Annotated in this window: 17 protein-coding genes; 13 read left to right on the top strand and 4 right to left on the bottom strand. The window is 66.5% G+C overall.

What is annotated here, in order from left to right; all coding sequences use genetic code 11:
* Window positions 1-34 precede the first annotated feature (34 nt).
* A complete protein-coding gene (gene rsmB, locus PV781_RS15515) occupies window positions 35-1366 on the bottom strand; it encodes a 16S rRNA (cytosine(967)-C(5))-methyltransferase RsmB (protein ID WP_274776540.1) in 1332 nt (443 codons plus the stop codon).
* A gap of 118 nt (window positions 1367-1484) precedes the next feature.
* The gene (gene htpX, locus PV781_RS15510) at window positions 1485-2429 is read right to left on the bottom strand and encodes a zinc metalloprotease HtpX (RefSeq protein WP_274776539.1); all 945 of its coding nucleotides are present in this window, start codon (window positions 2427-2429) and stop codon (window positions 1485-1487) included.
* Between the two features lie 293 nt (window positions 2430-2722).
* Here htpX and PV781_RS15505 point away from each other — a divergent pair, with 293 nt between their 5' ends.
* From PV781_RS15505 to trmB, 13 genes are all read left to right on the top strand, one after another.
* Entirely contained in the window at window positions 2723-3280 is a 558-nt protein-coding gene (locus PV781_RS15505) for a NifU family protein (RefSeq protein WP_274776538.1), read from the top strand.
* A gap of 112 nt (window positions 3281-3392) precedes the next feature.
* Entirely contained in the window at window positions 3393-4076 is a 684-nt protein-coding gene (gene tsaB / locus PV781_RS15500; protein ID WP_274776537.1) for a tRNA (adenosine(37)-N6)-threonylcarbamoyltransferase complex dimerization subunit type 1 TsaB, read from the top strand.
* A complete protein-coding gene (gene rimI, locus PV781_RS15495; protein ID WP_274776536.1) occupies window positions 4073-4552 on the top strand; it encodes a ribosomal protein S18-alanine N-acetyltransferase in 480 nt (159 codons plus the stop codon). Before tsaB ends, rimI begins: the two co-directional genes overlap by 4 nt.
* 139 nt (window positions 4553-4691) lie before the next feature.
* Window positions 4692-5072, top strand: a complete 381-nt coding sequence (locus PV781_RS15490; protein WP_209105303.1) for a Fur family transcriptional regulator — start codon at window positions 4692-4694, stop codon at window positions 5070-5072.
* Between the two features lie 2 nt (window positions 5073-5074).
* A complete protein-coding gene (gene olsA / locus PV781_RS15485; protein ID WP_274776708.1) occupies window positions 5075-5959 on the top strand; it encodes a lyso-ornithine lipid O-acyltransferase in 885 nt (294 codons plus the stop codon).
* A gap of 120 nt (window positions 5960-6079) precedes the next feature.
* The gene (gene miaB / locus PV781_RS15480) at window positions 6080-7465 is read left to right on the top strand and encodes a tRNA (N6-isopentenyl adenosine(37)-C2)-methylthiotransferase MiaB (RefSeq protein WP_274776535.1); all 1386 of its coding nucleotides are present in this window, start codon (window positions 6080-6082) and stop codon (window positions 7463-7465) included.
* Window positions 7466-7557: 92 nt separating this feature from the next.
* A complete protein-coding gene (locus tag PV781_RS15475) occupies window positions 7558-8547 on the top strand; it encodes a PhoH family protein (RefSeq protein ID WP_342455452.1) in 990 nt (329 codons plus the stop codon).
* Between the two features lie 3 nt (window positions 8548-8550).
* Complete coding sequence (gene ybeY / locus PV781_RS15470; RefSeq protein WP_274776534.1) at window positions 8551-9060, top strand: rRNA maturation RNase YbeY; 510 nt, start codon at window positions 8551-8553, stop codon at window positions 9058-9060.
* A 22-nt stretch (window positions 9061-9082) separates the two neighbouring features.
* On the top strand, window positions 9083-10075 hold the full coding sequence (locus tag PV781_RS15465; RefSeq protein WP_274776533.1) for a hemolysin family protein: 993 nt from the start codon (window positions 9083-9085) through the stop codon (window positions 10073-10075).
* A gap of 80 nt (window positions 10076-10155) precedes the next feature.
* On the top strand, window positions 10156-11712 hold the full coding sequence (lnt, locus tag PV781_RS15460; RefSeq protein ID WP_425532408.1) for an apolipoprotein N-acyltransferase: 1557 nt from the start codon (window positions 10156-10158) through the stop codon (window positions 11710-11712).
* A gap of 85 nt (window positions 11713-11797) precedes the next feature.
* Complete coding sequence (locus tag PV781_RS15455; RefSeq protein WP_274776531.1) at window positions 11798-12208, top strand: helix-turn-helix domain-containing protein; 411 nt, start codon at window positions 11798-11800, stop codon at window positions 12206-12208.
* A gap of 94 nt (window positions 12209-12302) precedes the next feature.
* Window positions 12303-13496 (top strand): methionine adenosyltransferase, encoded by a 1194-nt coding sequence (gene metK, locus PV781_RS15450; RefSeq protein ID WP_274776530.1) that lies wholly within the window; start codon window positions 12303-12305, stop codon window positions 13494-13496.
* Between the two features lie 149 nt (window positions 13497-13645).
* Window positions 13646-14356 (top strand): tRNA (guanine(46)-N(7))-methyltransferase TrmB, encoded by a 711-nt coding sequence (gene trmB / locus PV781_RS15445; RefSeq protein ID WP_274776529.1) that lies wholly within the window; start codon window positions 13646-13648, stop codon window positions 14354-14356.
* 15 nt (window positions 14357-14371) lie between these two features.
* On the opposite strand, the gene PV781_RS15440 is transcribed toward trmB, so the two are convergent.
* Both PV781_RS15440 and hisC read right to left on the bottom strand, forming a co-directional pair.
* A complete protein-coding gene (locus PV781_RS15440) occupies window positions 14372-15301 on the bottom strand; it encodes a prephenate/arogenate dehydrogenase family protein (RefSeq protein WP_274776528.1) in 930 nt (309 codons plus the stop codon).
* Window positions 15298-16428, bottom strand: a complete 1131-nt coding sequence (hisC, locus tag PV781_RS15435; RefSeq protein WP_274776527.1) for a histidinol-phosphate transaminase — start codon at window positions 16426-16428, stop codon at window positions 15298-15300. The genes PV781_RS15440 and hisC overlap by 4 nt, the downstream gene beginning before the upstream one ends.
* Window position 16429 lies beyond the last annotated feature (1 nt).

Below are 16429 nucleotides of genomic sequence, written 5' to 3'. Positions count from 1 at the left end.
AGGACCGCTCGCTCCCGACATGGGCAAAGCCGGATCAGCCGCGCTTGCGCAACCGGGCCGCGAAGAAGCCGTCAATACCCGAAAGCTCGGGCCTCGGCGCGGGCCAGTCCGAGGGAAGTGTGCGCAAATCCCCTTGAGGAGTGATGAATTTTTCGAGGCCCGGATGCTCATTCTTGTCCATGGGCGCACGCTCCATGTCGGGCCTGCGGGCGAGCAGGGCCTCGATCTGCGCCTCCCCCTCCTCCGGCTCGAGGGAGCAGGTGGAATAGACCAGCACGCCGCCCGGCGCCAAAAGTTCGGCTGCGTGGTCGATGAGCCGGCTCTGAAGCGCGGCGAGCGTGCCGATGTCCGCCGGGCTCTTGCTCCAGGCCACGTCCGGATGGCGGCGCAAGGTGCCCGTGGCCGAGCAGGGCGCATCGAGCAGGATGGCGTGAAACGGCTCGGCCTTGAAGGTGGTGGCGTCCGCCTGGATGACGCTGGCGGCAAGGCCGAGGCGAGCCAGATTTTCTTTCAGGCGCGTCAGGCGGTCGGCGGAGCGGTCCACGGCCGTCACGTCCGCTCCGGCGGCGGCGAGCTGGGCGGTCTTGCCGCCCGGTGCGGCGCACAGATCGGCCACCCGCCGCCCGCGCACGTCGCCCAGAAGGCGCGCCGGCAAGGCGGCGCCCGCGTCCTGGACCCACCACGCCCCCTCTTCAAAGCCCGGAAGGGCACGAATGGGGCCGGCATTGGCAAGCCGAACGGTGCCGGTGGGTGTCAATGTGCCGCCGAGCGTCTGCGCCCAGCCTTCGGGATCCGCCTTCACCGTCAGGTCGAGCGGCGGTTCATTCAAGAGTGCCTCGCAAATGGCGCGGGTCGCATCGGCACCATAGGTCGCGGTCCAGCGGGTGCGCAGCCAGTCCGGCGTGTCGAGAAGCTGCGGCGCCACCTGCGCCAGCAGATCCTGTCCCTCCCGGGTCAGGCGGCGGAGCACCGCATTGATAAGGCCCGCAAAGCCGCCGGTGGACTTGTCGTGCCGGGCCACTTCCACGCTCAGTCCCACCGCCGCATGGTCCGGCACGTCCATGAACAGGATCTGGGCGGCGCCGACCAGGAGGACGGTTTCCACCTTGGGGGCGGAGCGCGGGGTGCCACGCTCCAGCAACATGCCGAAGATGGCGCGCAGGGTTCCCAGCCGACGGAGGGCCGTAGCAACGATGCGATAGGCCAGCGCCCGGTCGCGGGGGTCGAGGCCGGCAGCGGCCTCCAGGGCTTCCTCGAGCGGCAGGTTGGCGCGCAGAATGCGGTCGAGCGCATCGGCGGCGACGAGACGCGCAGGCAGACCAGAGGGCGGCGGACGCCGCGAGGCGTTGGCAGAGGGGGATTTCATGGGCGGCAGGTAAGCCAGGCCGGAGCGTTTTGCAAATCGGGGGCTAATGTGCGCCGGGACGAGCGACGAAACCCGTCCCCGTCCCGGCTGGAAAACGGGCGGCGTTCGCGGGGTCGGATCATCCCCATGGGCCGCGTCGACCGCCACCATTCCAGGGGCCGGCGGCACGGGGAGCGGACCCGAAGCCGCCGCCCATCCCGCCTCCCATGCCCCGGCCCATCTGCCGCGCCAACTCCTGCAGGGCGGCGATGCGGTTTTCCGTGGCGGGGTGGGTCGAGAACAGACCGTCCATGCGCTGGCCGGACAGGGGATTGATGATGAACATGTGGGCGGTGGCGGGGTGCGCCTCGGCTTCGTAATTGTTCACCTGGTGGGCAATGCCGGCGATCTTGGCCAGCGCCGAGGCCAGTGCCATCGGCTCGCCGCAAATCTCCGCTCCGCCGCGGTCGGCCTCATACTCCCGCGAGCGGGAGATGGCCATCTGGACCACCATGGCCGCGAGAGGGGCCAGGATGACCATCAGGATGGTCCCGATGGCGCCAAAGGGCGAGCCGTTCTCCCGGTTTCCGCCACCGAACAGCAGGCCGATATTGGCGAGCATGGAGATGGCGCCCGCAATGGTCGCCGTGATGGTCATGGTGAGGGTGTCGTGATGCTTGATATGCGCCAGCTCGTGCGCCATCACGCCCGCCACTTCCTCGCGCGACAAGGTGCGCAGCAGGCCTGTCGTGGCCGCGACCGCAGCATTCTGCGGATTGCGCCCGGTGGCAAAGGCGTTGGGTTGCGGATTGTCGATGATGTAGACGCGCGGCATGGGCAGTTCGGCCCGCTGCGCAAGTTCGCGCACCATGGCGACAAGATCGGGGGCGGTTCGCTCGTCCACTTCCTGCGCCCCATACATGCGCAGGACCATCTTGTCCGAGTTCCAGTAGCTGAACAGGTTCATGCCCGCGGCGATGACCAGCGCAATCATCATCCCGCCCTTGCCGCCGATAGCGAACCCCACGGCCATGAAAAGGGCGGTCAAACCCGCAAGCAGGATGGCCGTCCGTACGTAATTCATTCCTCTCTCCTTCGGCGGCAAAGGCTCAAGCGGATGCCGCGCCGTTAAGGATGGGGATCGCATTCTTGCGGTTCAAGGCTTCACGCCTTGAGCGGGAACAAAAGAAGATCGCTGGGCAAGCAGCGATTCGGACTGCTCCCGTTCCCCCTTCGATCTCGCCTTCTCTCGGCGTGTGTCCCGCGCTGGCACAAGATCGGGATGGTGCGACGACCCTTTCCCTGAAGCCCGGCCATGCCTATCTTCCCGGTGACGTGCGGTTCTGCCGCCATCCCCTTGAAGGATGTGAGATCAAAATGTTCATCCAGACCGAGGCGACGCCCAATCCGGCGACCCTGAAATTCCTGCCCGGACGGACTGTCCTGGGCGATGGCACCCTCGAACTGCGCAGCGAGAGCGAAGCCGAGCGTTCGCCCCTGGCCCAGCGCCTGTTCGAGGTGAACGGTGTGAACGGCGTGTTCCTGGGGTCCGACTTCATCACGGTGACCAAGGCGGGGGGAGACTGGGCGCACCTGAAGCCCGCCATTCTCGGCGCCATCATGGAGCACTTCATGTCCGGTGCGCCCGTGCTGGCCGAGGGGGTGGCCGCGAGTGAGGACGGCGACGAGTTCTTCGCCGCCGAGGACGAGGAAATCGTCGACACCATCAAGGAACTGATCGAGACGCGCGTGCGTCCGGCGGTCGCCAATGATGGCGGCGACATTACCTTCCGCGGCTTCAAGGAAGGCATCGTCTATCTTAATATGAAGGGCTCCTGCTCGGGGTGTCCCTCGTCCACGGCGACGCTGAAGAACGGCATCGAGAACCTGTTGCGACATTTCGTGCCGGAAGTGGTCGAGGTTCGCCCGGTCTAAAGGCAAGCTCCAGCGCCGCAGTTCGGGCTTGGGCGGGGCGATTTTCCCGCCCCCCTTCCGTTGAGGCCGGTTTCGGGGGATTGTGCAGCCGGGATTCGGGCTGTCACACCACATGTATGTTCTGGCCATTGATACGGCACTGACCGCCTGCTCGGTCGCGGTGCTGAACGGGGAAAGCGACACCATTGTCGCCGGCGATTCCGTTTACATGGAGCGCGGGCACGCGGAGGCGCTCGTGCCCATCGTCGAACAGGTCATGCGCGATGCCGGGCTGGACTTTTCCGAGCTGGACCGCGTGGTGGCGACCGTCGGTCCCGGCAGCTTCACCGGGTTGCGCGTCGGGCTCTCGGCCGCGCGCGGCTTCGCGCTGGTGGCGCGGCGGCCGGTGGTGGGGGTGTCCACGCTCGCGGCCCTGGCCGCCCCTTTCCTCGCCATGGATGACAGCGTGCCCGTGGTGAGCGCCATCGATGCCCGCCACGACCATGTGTTCCTGCAGATGTTTGGCTCGGGAGGGCGCACCCTGATCGCGCCGCGGGTGATGTCGGCGAAGGATGCGGCGCGCTCGGTCGCCATCGGCGCGGTGCGCCTTGTGGGGTCGGGGGCTGGCCTCGTGGCGCAGATGTGGCCGCCGGGGGAAGCGACGCCGGAGACGGTGGAGGTCATGGCCGCCCCCGACGTGGCGTGGGTCGCCCGTCTCGGCGCGGTGGCGGACCCCGCCCAGGCGGAACCGCGCCCACTTTATCTGAAGGCTCCCGACGCCAAGCCGCAGGATGCGGCGCGGATCGCCCGGCGGTGATTTCGTTCCCCGGCTTCTCCGCGCCCAAGGCACCGGTCGTGCGCGACGCATGGACGGCCGACATGCCGGCCATGGCGCGCATCCACGCCGCCTCCTTCCATCGCGGCTGGGGCACGGACGAACTGGAGCGATTGCTCGCCAGTCAGGCGGCGCGGGCCCACGTGGTGTGGCGGGGAACAGGGGACGTGCTGGGTTTCGTGCTCTCGCACCTGGTGGCGCCGGAAGCGGAGATCCTGTCCATTGCGGTCGCCCCCGCCGCTCGCGGCAAGGGGCTGGGCCGTCTGCTTCTGACCCACCATCTCCAGCGCCTCGCCGGGCTTGGCGTGACCTCCTCGCACTTGGAGGTCGAGGCGGGGAATGTCGCGGCGGTCAAGCTCTATCGTAGCCTCGGCTATGGGGAAGTGGGGCGCCGCAAGGGCTATTATGCGGGCTCGGGTGGCTCCGGCGACGCCCTCGTGATGCGCCTGGACTTCTGAAGGCCAGGGCAAACCGTCCCGCGCCTCCCGCTTGCGGACGGGGGACCGACGCCATAAGCAGGAACCGGCTCGGCGAAGAAGGAGGGTATCCTTGAGCGACAAGATCAGCGCCATCGAGGAAGCCTGCCACGCCAAGGGCATGCGCATGACCGACCAGCGCCGGGTGATCGCCCGCGTGCTCACCGCCGCCGAGGATCATCCCGACGTGGAGGAGCTGTACCGCCGCGCCAGCGCCATCGACGACAAGATTTCCATCTCCACAGTCTATCGGACCGTCAAGATGTTCGAGGATGCGGGCATCGTGGAGCGCCACGAATTCGGCGATGGCCGTTCGCGCTACGAGCCGGTGCCGGACGAGCATCACGACCATCTCATCGACCTGCGCAGCGGGGAGGTGAAGGAGTTCCGGTCCGAGGAGATTGAGCGCCTCCAGGAGGAGATCGCCCGGCGGCTGGGTTATCGAATCGTCGGCCACCGGCTCGAACTCTATGTGGTTCCCCTTGAGGAGAAGCCGGCGTGACCATGAACGTGCCGGGCCCTGCGCCGTGGGTGGATTCCTTCGACAAGGAACCCATGCCCAATCTCGGGCCCGAATGGCCGGCCGCCTCCCGGATCCTCGACCGGTTGCGCATGGGCGGCATGCTCGTCGCCCTGGCCGGCGTGACGGCGGTGGGCATTCCCCTGCAATGGGTGGCACTGAAGCTTAATCTGCCGGTACGCCGTCAAATCCCCATGCTGTTTCATCGCGCGGCGCTGGCCTTGATGGGTGTGCGGGTCACCGTGAAGGGCGCCCCAGTGGCTGAGCGGCCGCTTCTGTTTCTGTCCAATCATTCCACCTGGCTGGACATTTGCGTCCTGGGATCGGTGGTGCCTCTGGTCTTCGTGGCCAAGTCCGAGGTGGCGGGTTGGCCGCTGATCGGCCTTCTGGCCAAGCTCCAGCGCTCGGTGTTCGTGGATCGCCAGCGCCGCGCCAAGACCGGGGCGGTGAACCAGGAAATCGCCGAGCGCCTGTCGCAGGGTGATCCGGTGGTCCTGTTCGCCGAGGGCACCTCCAGCGACGGCAATCGCGTCCTTCCGTTCCGTTCGGCCCTGGTGGGCGCCGTGCGCGACGTGATGGCGGCGGGAAGCGAGGCGCGGGTGCAGCCGCTCTCCGTGGCCTATGTGAAGGTCCAAGGCATCCCCATGGGCCGCCAGCACCGCCCCCTGGCCGCCTGGTATGGCGACTTGGATCTTGCTCCGCACCTGCTGGAAGTGCTGCGCCAGGGCGCCATCGACGTGACGGTGACCTTCGGGGAAGCCAAGGCCCTGGATGGCCCTTTGGACCGCAAGGCCGTGACGCGTCTGTGCGAGGAGGAGGTCAAGCGCCTCCTGCAGGACAGCCTGACCGGCCGTGGCGGAGCGACGTGAGTTTCCAAATCGCGCAATTGCCGGTAAGACTGAGGATGGTTCTTACAGACACGGGGAAGACAGCGTCGGCGTCACAGCAGCGTCGCGTCGCGGCGCGAGGGTGACGACGGCAGAGATGCAATGGACGAGCCCCGCAAGCTTTATGTGAAGTCGTTCGGGTGCCAGATGAACGTCTACGATTCCCATCGTATGGCGGACACCCTGGCCAAGGAAGGCTATGTGGAGACGAGCGATCCGGCGGAGGCCGATCTCGTCATCCTGAACACCTGCCATATTCGCGAAAAGGCCGCCGAAAAGGTCTATTCGGAGCTCGGTCGCATGCGCAAGGCGCGCGCTGAGACGGGCCGCAAGAACATCATCGCCGTGGCCGGCTGCGTCGCCCAGGCGGAAGGCGCAGAAATCATGCGCCGGGCGCCGGTGGTGGACCTGGTTGTGGGTCCTCAAAGCTACCACCGCCTGCCCGAGCTGCTCGCCAAGGTCAAAGCCGGTGGTCAGGCGGTGGATACGGACTTTCCTGTCGAGGACAAGTTCGACCATCTTCCCGCTCCAAGCCTTGAGGCGACACGCAAGCGCGGCCCCACCGCCTTCGTCACCGTCCAGGAAGGGTGCGACAAGTTCTGTACCTTCTGCGTGGTTCCCTATACCCGTGGGGCCGAGCTGTCGCGGCCGGTGGCGAAGATCGTGGTCGAGGCGGAGCGCCTCGCCGGCCAGGGCGTGCGCGAGATCACGCTCATCGGCCAGAATGTGAATGCCTTCCACGGGGACGGCCCGGATGGCACGGTGTGGTCGCTCGCCCGCCTCCTCCATCGTCTCGCGGAGATCCCAGGTGTCGCGCGCCTGCGCTATACCACCAGCCATCCCCGCGACATGGATGACGACCTGATCGCCGCCCATCGCGACCTGCCGGTGTTGATGCCCTATCTGCACCTGCCGGTGCAGTCCGGCTCCGACCGGATCCTCCAGGCCATGAACCGCAAGCATGGCCGGGCAGAGTTCTTCGACATCATCGACCGCATGCGCGCGGCCCGTCCGGACCTGGCGCTGTCGTCCGATTTCATCGTCGGCTTCCCCGGGGAGACCGAGGCTGAATTCGAGGAGACGCTGGACCTCGTGGAACGGGTGGGCTTTGCCAGCGCTTATTCGTTCAAATACTCCGCCCGTCCGGGCACCCCGGCGGCGGACCATGCCAACCAGGTGGCGGAAGAGGTGAAGACCGAGCGTCTCGCCCGCCTGCAGGCGGCCCTCGAGCGCTCCAAGCGCGCCTTTGACCGCGCCTGCGTGGGCCGCTCGTTCGATATTCTCCTGGAAAAGCCCGGCCGCTATGCCGGCCAGTTGATCGGGCGCTCGCCCTACCTCCAGTCGGTGGTCGTGGAAGCGCCCGGCGCCCGGATCGGCGATGTCATTCCCGTCACCATTCTGGAGGCGGGTCCCAATTCTCTCTCCGGCCGGCCCGAAACGGGCGCGGCGGCCGGGGAGGCCCGCCCTCTTGCGGCAATGGAGGCCTGAGCTTGCGCAGATCTGGCGTCGATCGAGACCGCCCGCCGGTGCCCCAGGGCCCGGCCCGCGCAGCCATATCCGACCCTTGGGCAATCCAGGGGGTGGACGCGCCCACCCAGGTGGTGCTCGCCTTCGACGACAACCGCCTCGCCACGCTGCTGTTCGGCCATTATGGCCGCAACCTGGCGCTTCTTGAGCGCAAGCTGGGCGTGAAGGCTGATTCACGCGGGAACCATGTGACGCTGGAAGGCCCGCGCGATGCCTGCGAGCAGGCGCGCCACGTCCTGGAGCACCTCTATGACGGCCTCAAGCGGGGCCGCGACGTGGGCGTGGGCGACGTGGAAGGTGCCATTCGCGAGGCCGTCTCCCAGGGTTCGCTGTTCGATTTCGACCCCGCCGAAGACCGCCAGAGCTTCGACGAGATCCAGCTGCGTCGTCGTCCCGTGCGCGCCCGTACGGCCGCGCAGGACGCCTATATCCGCGCCCTGAAGCGCCACACCTTGGTGTTCGGCGTCGGGCCTGCGGGCACGGGAAAGACCTGGCTGGCGGTCGCCTATGCGGTGCACCTCCTGGAGCGGCGGATGGTGGATCGCCTGATCCTGTCCCGCCCGGCGGTGGAGGCCGGTGAGCGGCTCGGCTTCCTGCCCGGCGACATGCGCGAGAAGGTCGACCCCTATCTGCGGCCCATCTATGACGCGCTCTACGACCTCATGGACCGCTCCTTCGTGGAGCGGGCGCTCCAGTCCGGCGAGATCGAGATCGCGCCGCTCGCCTTCATGCGTGGGCGTACGCTGGCCAACGCCGCGGTGATCCTGGACGAGGCGCAAAATGCCACGTCCATGCAGATGAAGATGTTCCTGACCCGCCTCGGCGAGAACTCCCACATGATCATCACGGGAGACCCGAGCCAGACCGACCTGCCCAGCGGCCAGACGTCTGGCCTTGCGGAGGCGGTGCGGCTGCTGGAGGGTGTGGAAGGCGTCGGCCTGTCCTACTTCACGGCACAGGACGTGGTGCGCCACGAACTGGTGGCCCGTATCGTCGCCGCCTATGAGGCCAACGATGCGGCCAAGTCCGGCAAGGGGGCCTGAGCCATGGCATCGGCGCGAAGTCCCGGGCCTGCGGCAGAGATCGACATCCTTCTGGAAGCGGAAGGCTGGGCCGTTCTGCCGGAGGCCGGCGCGCGCTGCGAGGCTGCTGCGATGGCGGTCCTGACCGCCCATGCGGAAACGTTCGACCGTCCGGTGGAGTTGGCCATCACCCTGACGGACGATGCCCGCATCCAGGTGCTCAACCGGGACTGGCGGGACAAGGACAAGCCCACCAACGTCCTGTCCTTCCCCGCCGCGGAAGTGCCTGACGACGTAACACCCGAGCCGCTGGGCGATGTGATCGTCGCCCTGGAGACGGTGCTCGCGGAGGCGGCAGACGAGGGCAAGGCGCCGCTTGATCATTTGAGCCACTTGGTGGTGCACGGCACGCTGCACCTGCTCGGCTATGACCACGAGCAGGACGACGAAGCCGAGGAAATGGAAGACATGGAGCGGCGCATCCTGGCGGGCCTCGGAATCACCGACCCCTACGCGCTGCCCGCCGAAACCTGAACTGAGACCCTAAAGGGAGACCATGTCCAATCTCGATTCATCGAGCGACCCCGCCTCTTCGGAGCCGCAGAGTTTTCTCGATCGATTGCGTGCCCTCCTCGGCACCTTCCGGCCCCAGGGCTCCCTCCGCACGGATCTGGAGGAAATCCTGGATGAGCAGGACACCGCCGAGGAGGTAAGCGAATTCACGCCGTCCGAGCGCAAGATGTTGCGCAACATCCTGCACCTCAAGGAGGTGGGGATCGGGGACATCATGGTCCCGCGCGCGGAAATCGTCGCGGTCCAGAAGGACGTGACCCTGGGTGAACTCATGGTGGCGTTCGCCAATGCCAGCCATTCCCGGCTGGTGGTCTATGATGACGGCCTGGATGATCCGGTGGGCATGGTCCATATCCGCGATCTGCTGACCTTCATCGCGTCCGGCGGCCGGCCCCGCGCGGAGGTGGAAGCCAACGGGGTGGAGCCCGCCGCCCTTAATCTTGGTGCATTCGACCTTGGCCAGTCGCTGGCCGATACGGACCTCATCCGCCGCATCCTCTACGTGCCGCCGTCCATGCCGGCCATTGACCTTCTGGTCTCGATGCAGGCCGCCCGCGTCCACCTCGCCCTGGTGATCGACGAATATGGCGGGACCGACGGCCTTGTCTCCATGGAAGACGTGGTGGAGGAGATCGTCGGCGAGATCGAGGATGAGCACGACGAAGAGGATTCAGACGTCCAAAAGCAGGCCGATGGCAGTTTCCTGGCTGACGCCCGCACCCCTGTGGATGATGTGATCGATGTGCTCGGCCCCGACTTCGCCCCGGCAGAGCTGGTCGACGAGGTGGACAGCCTCGGCGGGCTGGTGGTCACTCTGGCCGCCCGGGTGCCGAAGGTGGGTGAAACAGTTCTCACCCCCGGTGGTTTCACGGTTGAAGTCCTGGAGGCCGATCCTCGCCGTGTGAAACGCCTGCGGATCATTCCGCCCTCCCCGCCGGAGACGGACGGCCCGCGAGAGACCGGCGAAGCGGCGTGAGGCGCATTGCGGTCGGGCTGGGGCGCGCGACGGACCTGTTGCGGTCCCTGACCGGATGGCGGCGATGGGGCTGCGCCTTTATGGTGGGTGTCGTCTCGGCGGCTTCCACGGCGCCCTTCGACTTGTGGCCGGTCCTGGCGCTCACCTTTCCCGCCTTGGTGCTGCTGATGGATGGCACCACTGCGCCTGGATGGCGCGGGGTCCGTGCCGCGGGCGCTGTCGGCTGGTGGTTCGGCTTCGGCTATTTCCTCGCCTCCCTGTGGTGGATCGGCAATGCCTTCCTGGTGGAGGCCGATGTTTTTGCCTGGCTCTTGCCCTTTGCCGTGGTGTCCATGCCAGCGGGCCTCGCGCTGTTTTCCGCTGCTGGGCTTGCGGTTGCACGCCTGGTCTGGCGCGGCGGGCCGGAGCGCATCGCCGCCCTCTGCGTCGGCCTTGGCGGCGCGGAATGGTTGCGCGGCCACGTCCTGACCGGGTTTCCCTGGAACACGTTCGGTTATGCGGTCACCGAGGTGCTGCCGCTCGCGCAAGGCGCGGCGCTCGTGGGGCTCTGGGGTCTGACCTTCCTCACCATCGGGATTTTCTCGACCCCTGTCCTCCTGCTCGACCGCCCTCGGCGGCCTGCCTCCATGGTGGTGGTGCTGTCTGCGGCTGCGCTCCTCGCCGCGGGTTGGGGCTGGGGGGCATGGCGGCTCGCCACGACCCAGATCGGGGAGGTTCCCGGCGTCCGGCTCCGGCTGGTTCAGCCCGCCATCCCGCAGAACGAAAAGTTCGTCTATGCGCGGCGCGAGGCGGTGCTGGAGGAGTATCTGGAGCTAAGCGCCGAGCCCAGTGCGCACTATCCTCGTGGGCTGGCCGATGTCACGCTTCTCATCTTTCCGGAATCCGCCTTTCCCTTCATTTATGAATATGAGCCCTGGGCGCGCCAGCGCATCGCCGCGACGTTGCCGGAGAATGTGACCCTGGTGACGGGAGCGGCACGTCGCGGCCCGCCGCCCCCGGGGCAGACCTCCAGTTTCTTCAACTCCATTCGTGTCATGGACCATGACGGGCGGGTCCTGCAGAATGCAGATAAGGTGCACTTGGTGCCGTTTGGCGAGTACCTGCCCTTCCAGTCTTTCCTCGAGAGCCTGGGCCTGGAGCAGCTCACTCGGGTCCGCGGCGGCTTCTCTTCCGGGTCCAGGCTGGAGGCCTTGCGCATCCCTGGGGCACCCACTGCCGGTCCCCTCATCTGCTACGAGGTGATTTTTCCCGGCGCGGTGCTGCCCGAGGGTGGCCGGCCGGGCTTCCTGCTGAACGTGACCAATGATGCCTGGTTTGGATTGACCCCCGGCCCCTATCAGCATTTCCTTCAAGCGCGGTTGCGAAGCATCGAGGAGGGGCTGCCGCTCGTGCGTGCCGCCAATACCGGGATCTCCGCGATCGTCGACCCGCTCGGTCGAATTGTCGCAACCCTGGGTCTAGGGGAGCGGGGGGTCTTGGATACAAACTTGCCCCAGCCGTTGGGGAATCCGCCCTTCTCGTCCCGTCATGGTGCGTTGCCCCCGCTGCTTATCTATCTGGCCCTGCTGGGTGTTTGCCTCAGCAAAACAATTCTTTCCGTGCATCCGCGAAAACACGTAGAAGTTGATCGACGCTGATACGTTGTATGCTTATCTTGGCGTGTGTCAGGGCAGCCTTCGCTTCGCGAAGTGAGACACTCATTTCCGAGTCACCGGAGAAACCATGGCCAAGAAGGCGCCGAACCCGATCGACAAGCATGTCGGTAGCCGGGTACGTATGCGACGCATGATGGTAGGCATGAGCCAGGAAAAACTTGGCGAAAGTCTCGGCATCACATTCCAGCAGATCCAGAAATACGAAAAAGGTACCAATCGGATCGGCGCAAGCCGTCTTCAGCAGATTTCCGTGGTACTTGGCGTTCCCGTTGCGTTCTTTTTCGAGGGTGTCCCGACTGTTGGGCCGGAGGCGGAAGGCTTCTCCGAGACTGCGTCTCCAACTTATGTTTCCGACTTCCTGGCCACGTCGGACGGTCTTGCGCTGACCCGCAGCTTCATGCGGATTTCCGATGCCAAGGTTCGTCGCCGAATCGTGGATCTCGTGGCGTCCATCGCCGGGGAAGAGGCGGAAGGGTAGCGTTCGATTTGTAGAACGAATCCGACGTGAAGGTCTTGACCGGCTTCTGGTGCTCTGTAAAACCTTGGCATCGGTTAGCAGCGGAAAAGGGCTGATGGTGCGCTCATCCTATCTCTTCACCAGTGAATCCGTCTCCGAAGGACATCCCGACAAGGTGTGCGATCGGATTTCCGACGAAGTGGTTGACGCCTTTTTCCGCGCCTCCCTCGAACATGGCTTCGACCCGACGCAAGTCCGGGTCGCGGCCGAGACCCTCGCCACCACGAACCGGGTGGTGATTGCGGGCGAGACGCGCGGTCCGTCGGTCATCACGAAGGACCTCGTTACTCATCTCGCCCGGCTCGCCATTCGCGATATCGGCTATGAGCAGGACGGCTTCCATTGGGAAAATGCCGAGGTTGAGGTCCTGTTGCATGCGCAGTCGGCGGACATCGCGCAGGGTGTCGATATCGCCGGCAACAAGGACGAAGGTGCGGGCGACCAGGGTATCATGTTCGGCTATGCCGTCCGTGAGACGCCCGAGCTCATGCCGGCGCCCATCTATTACGCGCACCGCATCCTGAAGGTCCTCTCCGAAGCTCGCCGGACCGGCGAGACCAAGGTTCTGGGCCCCGACGCCAAGAGCCAGGTGACCGTGCGCTACGAGAAGGGCAAGCCCGTCGGTGTGACCCAGATCGTGCTCTCGACCCAGCACCTGGACGAGAACCTGTCTTCGCTGGATGTCCGCCACATCGTCGAGCCCTATATCCGTCAGGCCCTGCCCGACGGCTGGATCTCCGACGAGACCATCTGGCACGTCAATCCCACCGGCAAGTTCGTGATCGGTGGTCCGGATGGCGATTGCGGCCTCACGGGCCGCAAGATCATCGTCGACACCTATGGCGGCGCGGCGCCCCATGGCGGCGGCGCCTTCTCTGGCAAGGATCCGACCAAGGTGGATCGGTCCGCAGCCTATGCGGCCCGCTACCTGGCCAAGAACGTGGTGGCCGCCGGCCTCGCTGATCGCGCCACGATCCAGCTCGCCTACGCTATTGGCGTGTCGGATCCGCTGGCCGTCTATGTGGACCTCCACGGAACCGGCCAGGTGGAAGAGGCCAAGCTCGAGAAAGCCCTGCGTGAGGTTGTGAACCTGCGTCCGCGCGGCATTCGCGAGCATCTGGGCCTCAATAAGCCCATCTATGCGCGCACCGCATCCTATGGCCATTTCGGCCGCGCCCCGGAGGCTGATGGCGGCTTCTCTTGGGAACGGACGGATCTGGCTGACACCTTGAAGACCGCGCTGGCCTGATCTCCTCGCAACCCTTTGAATGGCCGGACGAACCATTTGCGTTCGTCCGGCCATTTGCGTTATGGGGCGTGTCCGCACACCTTTCCGGCCGATGGCTGGCGCCGCCGGCCGCCGTGCGGCCTGATCCACCAGAACTTTCCGGGTTTGACGTGCCCACCGATCCGTCTTCCGCTGCGCCCTTTGATCGGGCTGAAAAAGGCTCCTTCTATGGGCGACGGGTCGGCAAGACCTTGCGGTCCATTCCTGCCGAGGCGCTGGCCCGCTTGCTGCCGGTCTACGGCATGGAGCTGGAGGCGGCCGCGGCGCCGGAAGCCTTGTTCGAGGGGCCTGTCAGCGACCTTCGCCTGGAGATTGGCTTTGGCGGTGGCGAGCATCTGATTTCCTGCGCGCGAGCCGCGCCGGACGTGGGCTTCATTGGGGTTGAGCCGTTCGTCAACGGCATGGCGCGGGGCTTGATGGACCTTTCCACGTCCGGCGCGCGCAATGTCCGGGTGTTCGACAAGGACGCCGCGCTTCTGCTGGCACGCTTGCCGGAGGGGGCGTTCGGGCGCGTGGACCTGCTCTATCCCGATCCCTGGCCGAAGCGCCGCCACTGGAAGCGCCGTTTCGTTCGACCGGACAATCTGGACCTGATCGCACGCGTCCTGCGGCCTCATGGCGTGTTCCGCTTCGCCAGCGACGTGCCCGATTATGTCGACTGGACACTGCGCGAGGTGCGCGCTCACCCCGCCTTCCGCTGGCTGGCAGAGACGGCGCAGGATTGGCGCACACCCTATGAGGGTTGGCCTGGCACGCGCTACGAGGCCAAGGCCTTGAAGGCTGGCCGGGTGCCCACCTACCTGCGGTTTGAACGCCGCTGAGGCCGCGCCCGGCGCTTACTGGCTCGGCGGTGCGCCGGGCCGGCGGCCGAAGTCCGGCGCGGCGGTTTCCTGGCCCTGCTCGATGATGGAGCGGCGGATGGCGCGGGTGCGGGTGAAGTGGTCGAACAGGGCTTCGCCGTCCCCGTAGCGTATGGCCCGCTGAAGCGCCGACAGGTCTTCGGTGAACCGTCCCAGCATCTCTAGCACCGCTTCACGATTGTAGAGAAACACGTCGCGCCACATGGTGGGGTCGGAGGATGCGATGCGGGTGAAGTCGCGGAACCCGCCGGCCGAGAACTTGATGACCTCCGACGTGAGGGTCTGCTCCAGGTGGGCAGCCGTTCCCACGATATTGTAGGCGATCAGGTGCGGCACATGACTGGTGATGGCCAGCACCAGGTCGTGATGCTGGGCAGACATGGTCTCAACATTGGAGCCGAACCCCCGCCACAGCGCGGTGACCCGCTCTACGGCGGCCGGGTCTGCGTCGGCTGGTGGTGTCACGATGCACCACCGATCCTCGAAGAGTGTGGCAAAGCCAGCGTCCGGTCCAGAGAACTCCGTTCCGGCCACCGGATGGGCCGGCACCAGATGGGCGTGGGAGGGGATGTGCGGCGCCATGAATTCCATGACGGCCGCCTTCACCGATCCCACGTCGGACACGATGGCCCCGGGCTTCAGCGCTGGGGCGATTTCCGCCGCCACAGCGCCGGAAGCTCCTACAGGTACGCAGGCGATGATGAGGTCGGCATCGTCCGCGGCCTCGGCCGTGCTGTTCGGGACCAGATGCGCGAAACCAAGCTGGCGCACGCGCTCGCGCACGGCTGGAGACTGGTCGGTGACGACAACAGTGTGCGCCAGGCCCTTCTCGCGTGCGGCGCGGGCGACAGACGAGCCGATCAGGCCTGCTCCGATGACCGCGAGCCTCTCCACCACCTTGCTCACTGCTCCGCTCCCGCCAGGAAGTCCGACAGGGCGCGGACGGCGAGGATGTTCGCTTCTTCCGAACCCACCGTCATGCGCAGGGCATGGGGCAACCCATAGGCGCCCACGGGGCGCAGGATCAGGCCCCGCCGGGTGAGGAAGGCATCGGCGGCCCGCGAACTGTGCGGGCCTTCGGCGTCGAAATGGATCAGCACGAAGTTCGCGACCGACGGCGTCACCTTCAAGCCGAGCGCGCCGATCTTCTGCGTGAGCCAGGCCAGCCAGTGGTCGTTGTGCTTTACCGCCTTGTCCACGTGCGCCTGGTCGCCGATGGCGGCGATGCCGGCGGCCAGCGCCGGGGCGCACACATTGAATGGTCCGCGCACCCGGTTGAGCGCGTCGATCACCTCGGCGGATCCCACCGCCCAGCCAAGGCGCAAGGCGGCGAGACCGTAGATCTTGGAAAAGGTGCGCGTCATCAGCACATTGGGCGCCGACAGAGCGAGATCGAGGCCGGAATCGAAGCCCGGCCGGCGCACATATTCCGCATAGGCCGCGTCCAGCACCAGCAGGACGTTGGCCGGCAAGGCGGCGTGCAGCCTCTGCACCTCCGAGAAGGGCAGGCAAGTGCCGGTCGGATTGTTTGGATTGGCCAGAAACACCAGGCGCGTGCGGGGGCTGACGGCCGCCAAGATCGCATCGACGTTGGCGGTGTGCTGGGTCTCCTCAGCCACCACGGGCGTGCCGCCCGCCGCAAGCGTCGCGATGCGATAGACCAGGAAGCCATATTGGGTGAACACCGCCTCATCGCCCGGACCCACATAGGCCTTGGCGGCGAGGGCCAGCAGCTCGTCGGAGCCAGCACCGCAGACGATGCGGGCGGGATCGATACCGTGTGCCGCGCCGATGGCCTCGCGCAGCGCCGTGGCGGCGCCGTCGGGATAATCCTGGAGATAGTCGGCCGTGGCGAGGAAGGCGGCGCGGGCCTTGGGGCTCGGCCCGAGCGGCGTCTCGTTGGAGGAGAGCTTGAACACCTTTTCCACGCCGGGCGCCTGGCTCTTGCCGGGCACATAGGCGTCGATGGCCAGCACGCCGGGGCGGGGCAGGGGACGGGAGGTGTCACGCAGATTATGTGCGCGAGCGGTCATG

The sequence above is a fragment of the Aquabacter sediminis genome (assembly GCF_028863665.1).
In the GTDB taxonomy this organism is placed as follows: Bacteria; Pseudomonadota; Alphaproteobacteria; order Rhizobiales; family Xanthobacteraceae; genus L1I39.
Note: the sequence above shows the minus strand (reverse complement) of the source record. Positions and strands in the feature narration are given on the sequence as shown.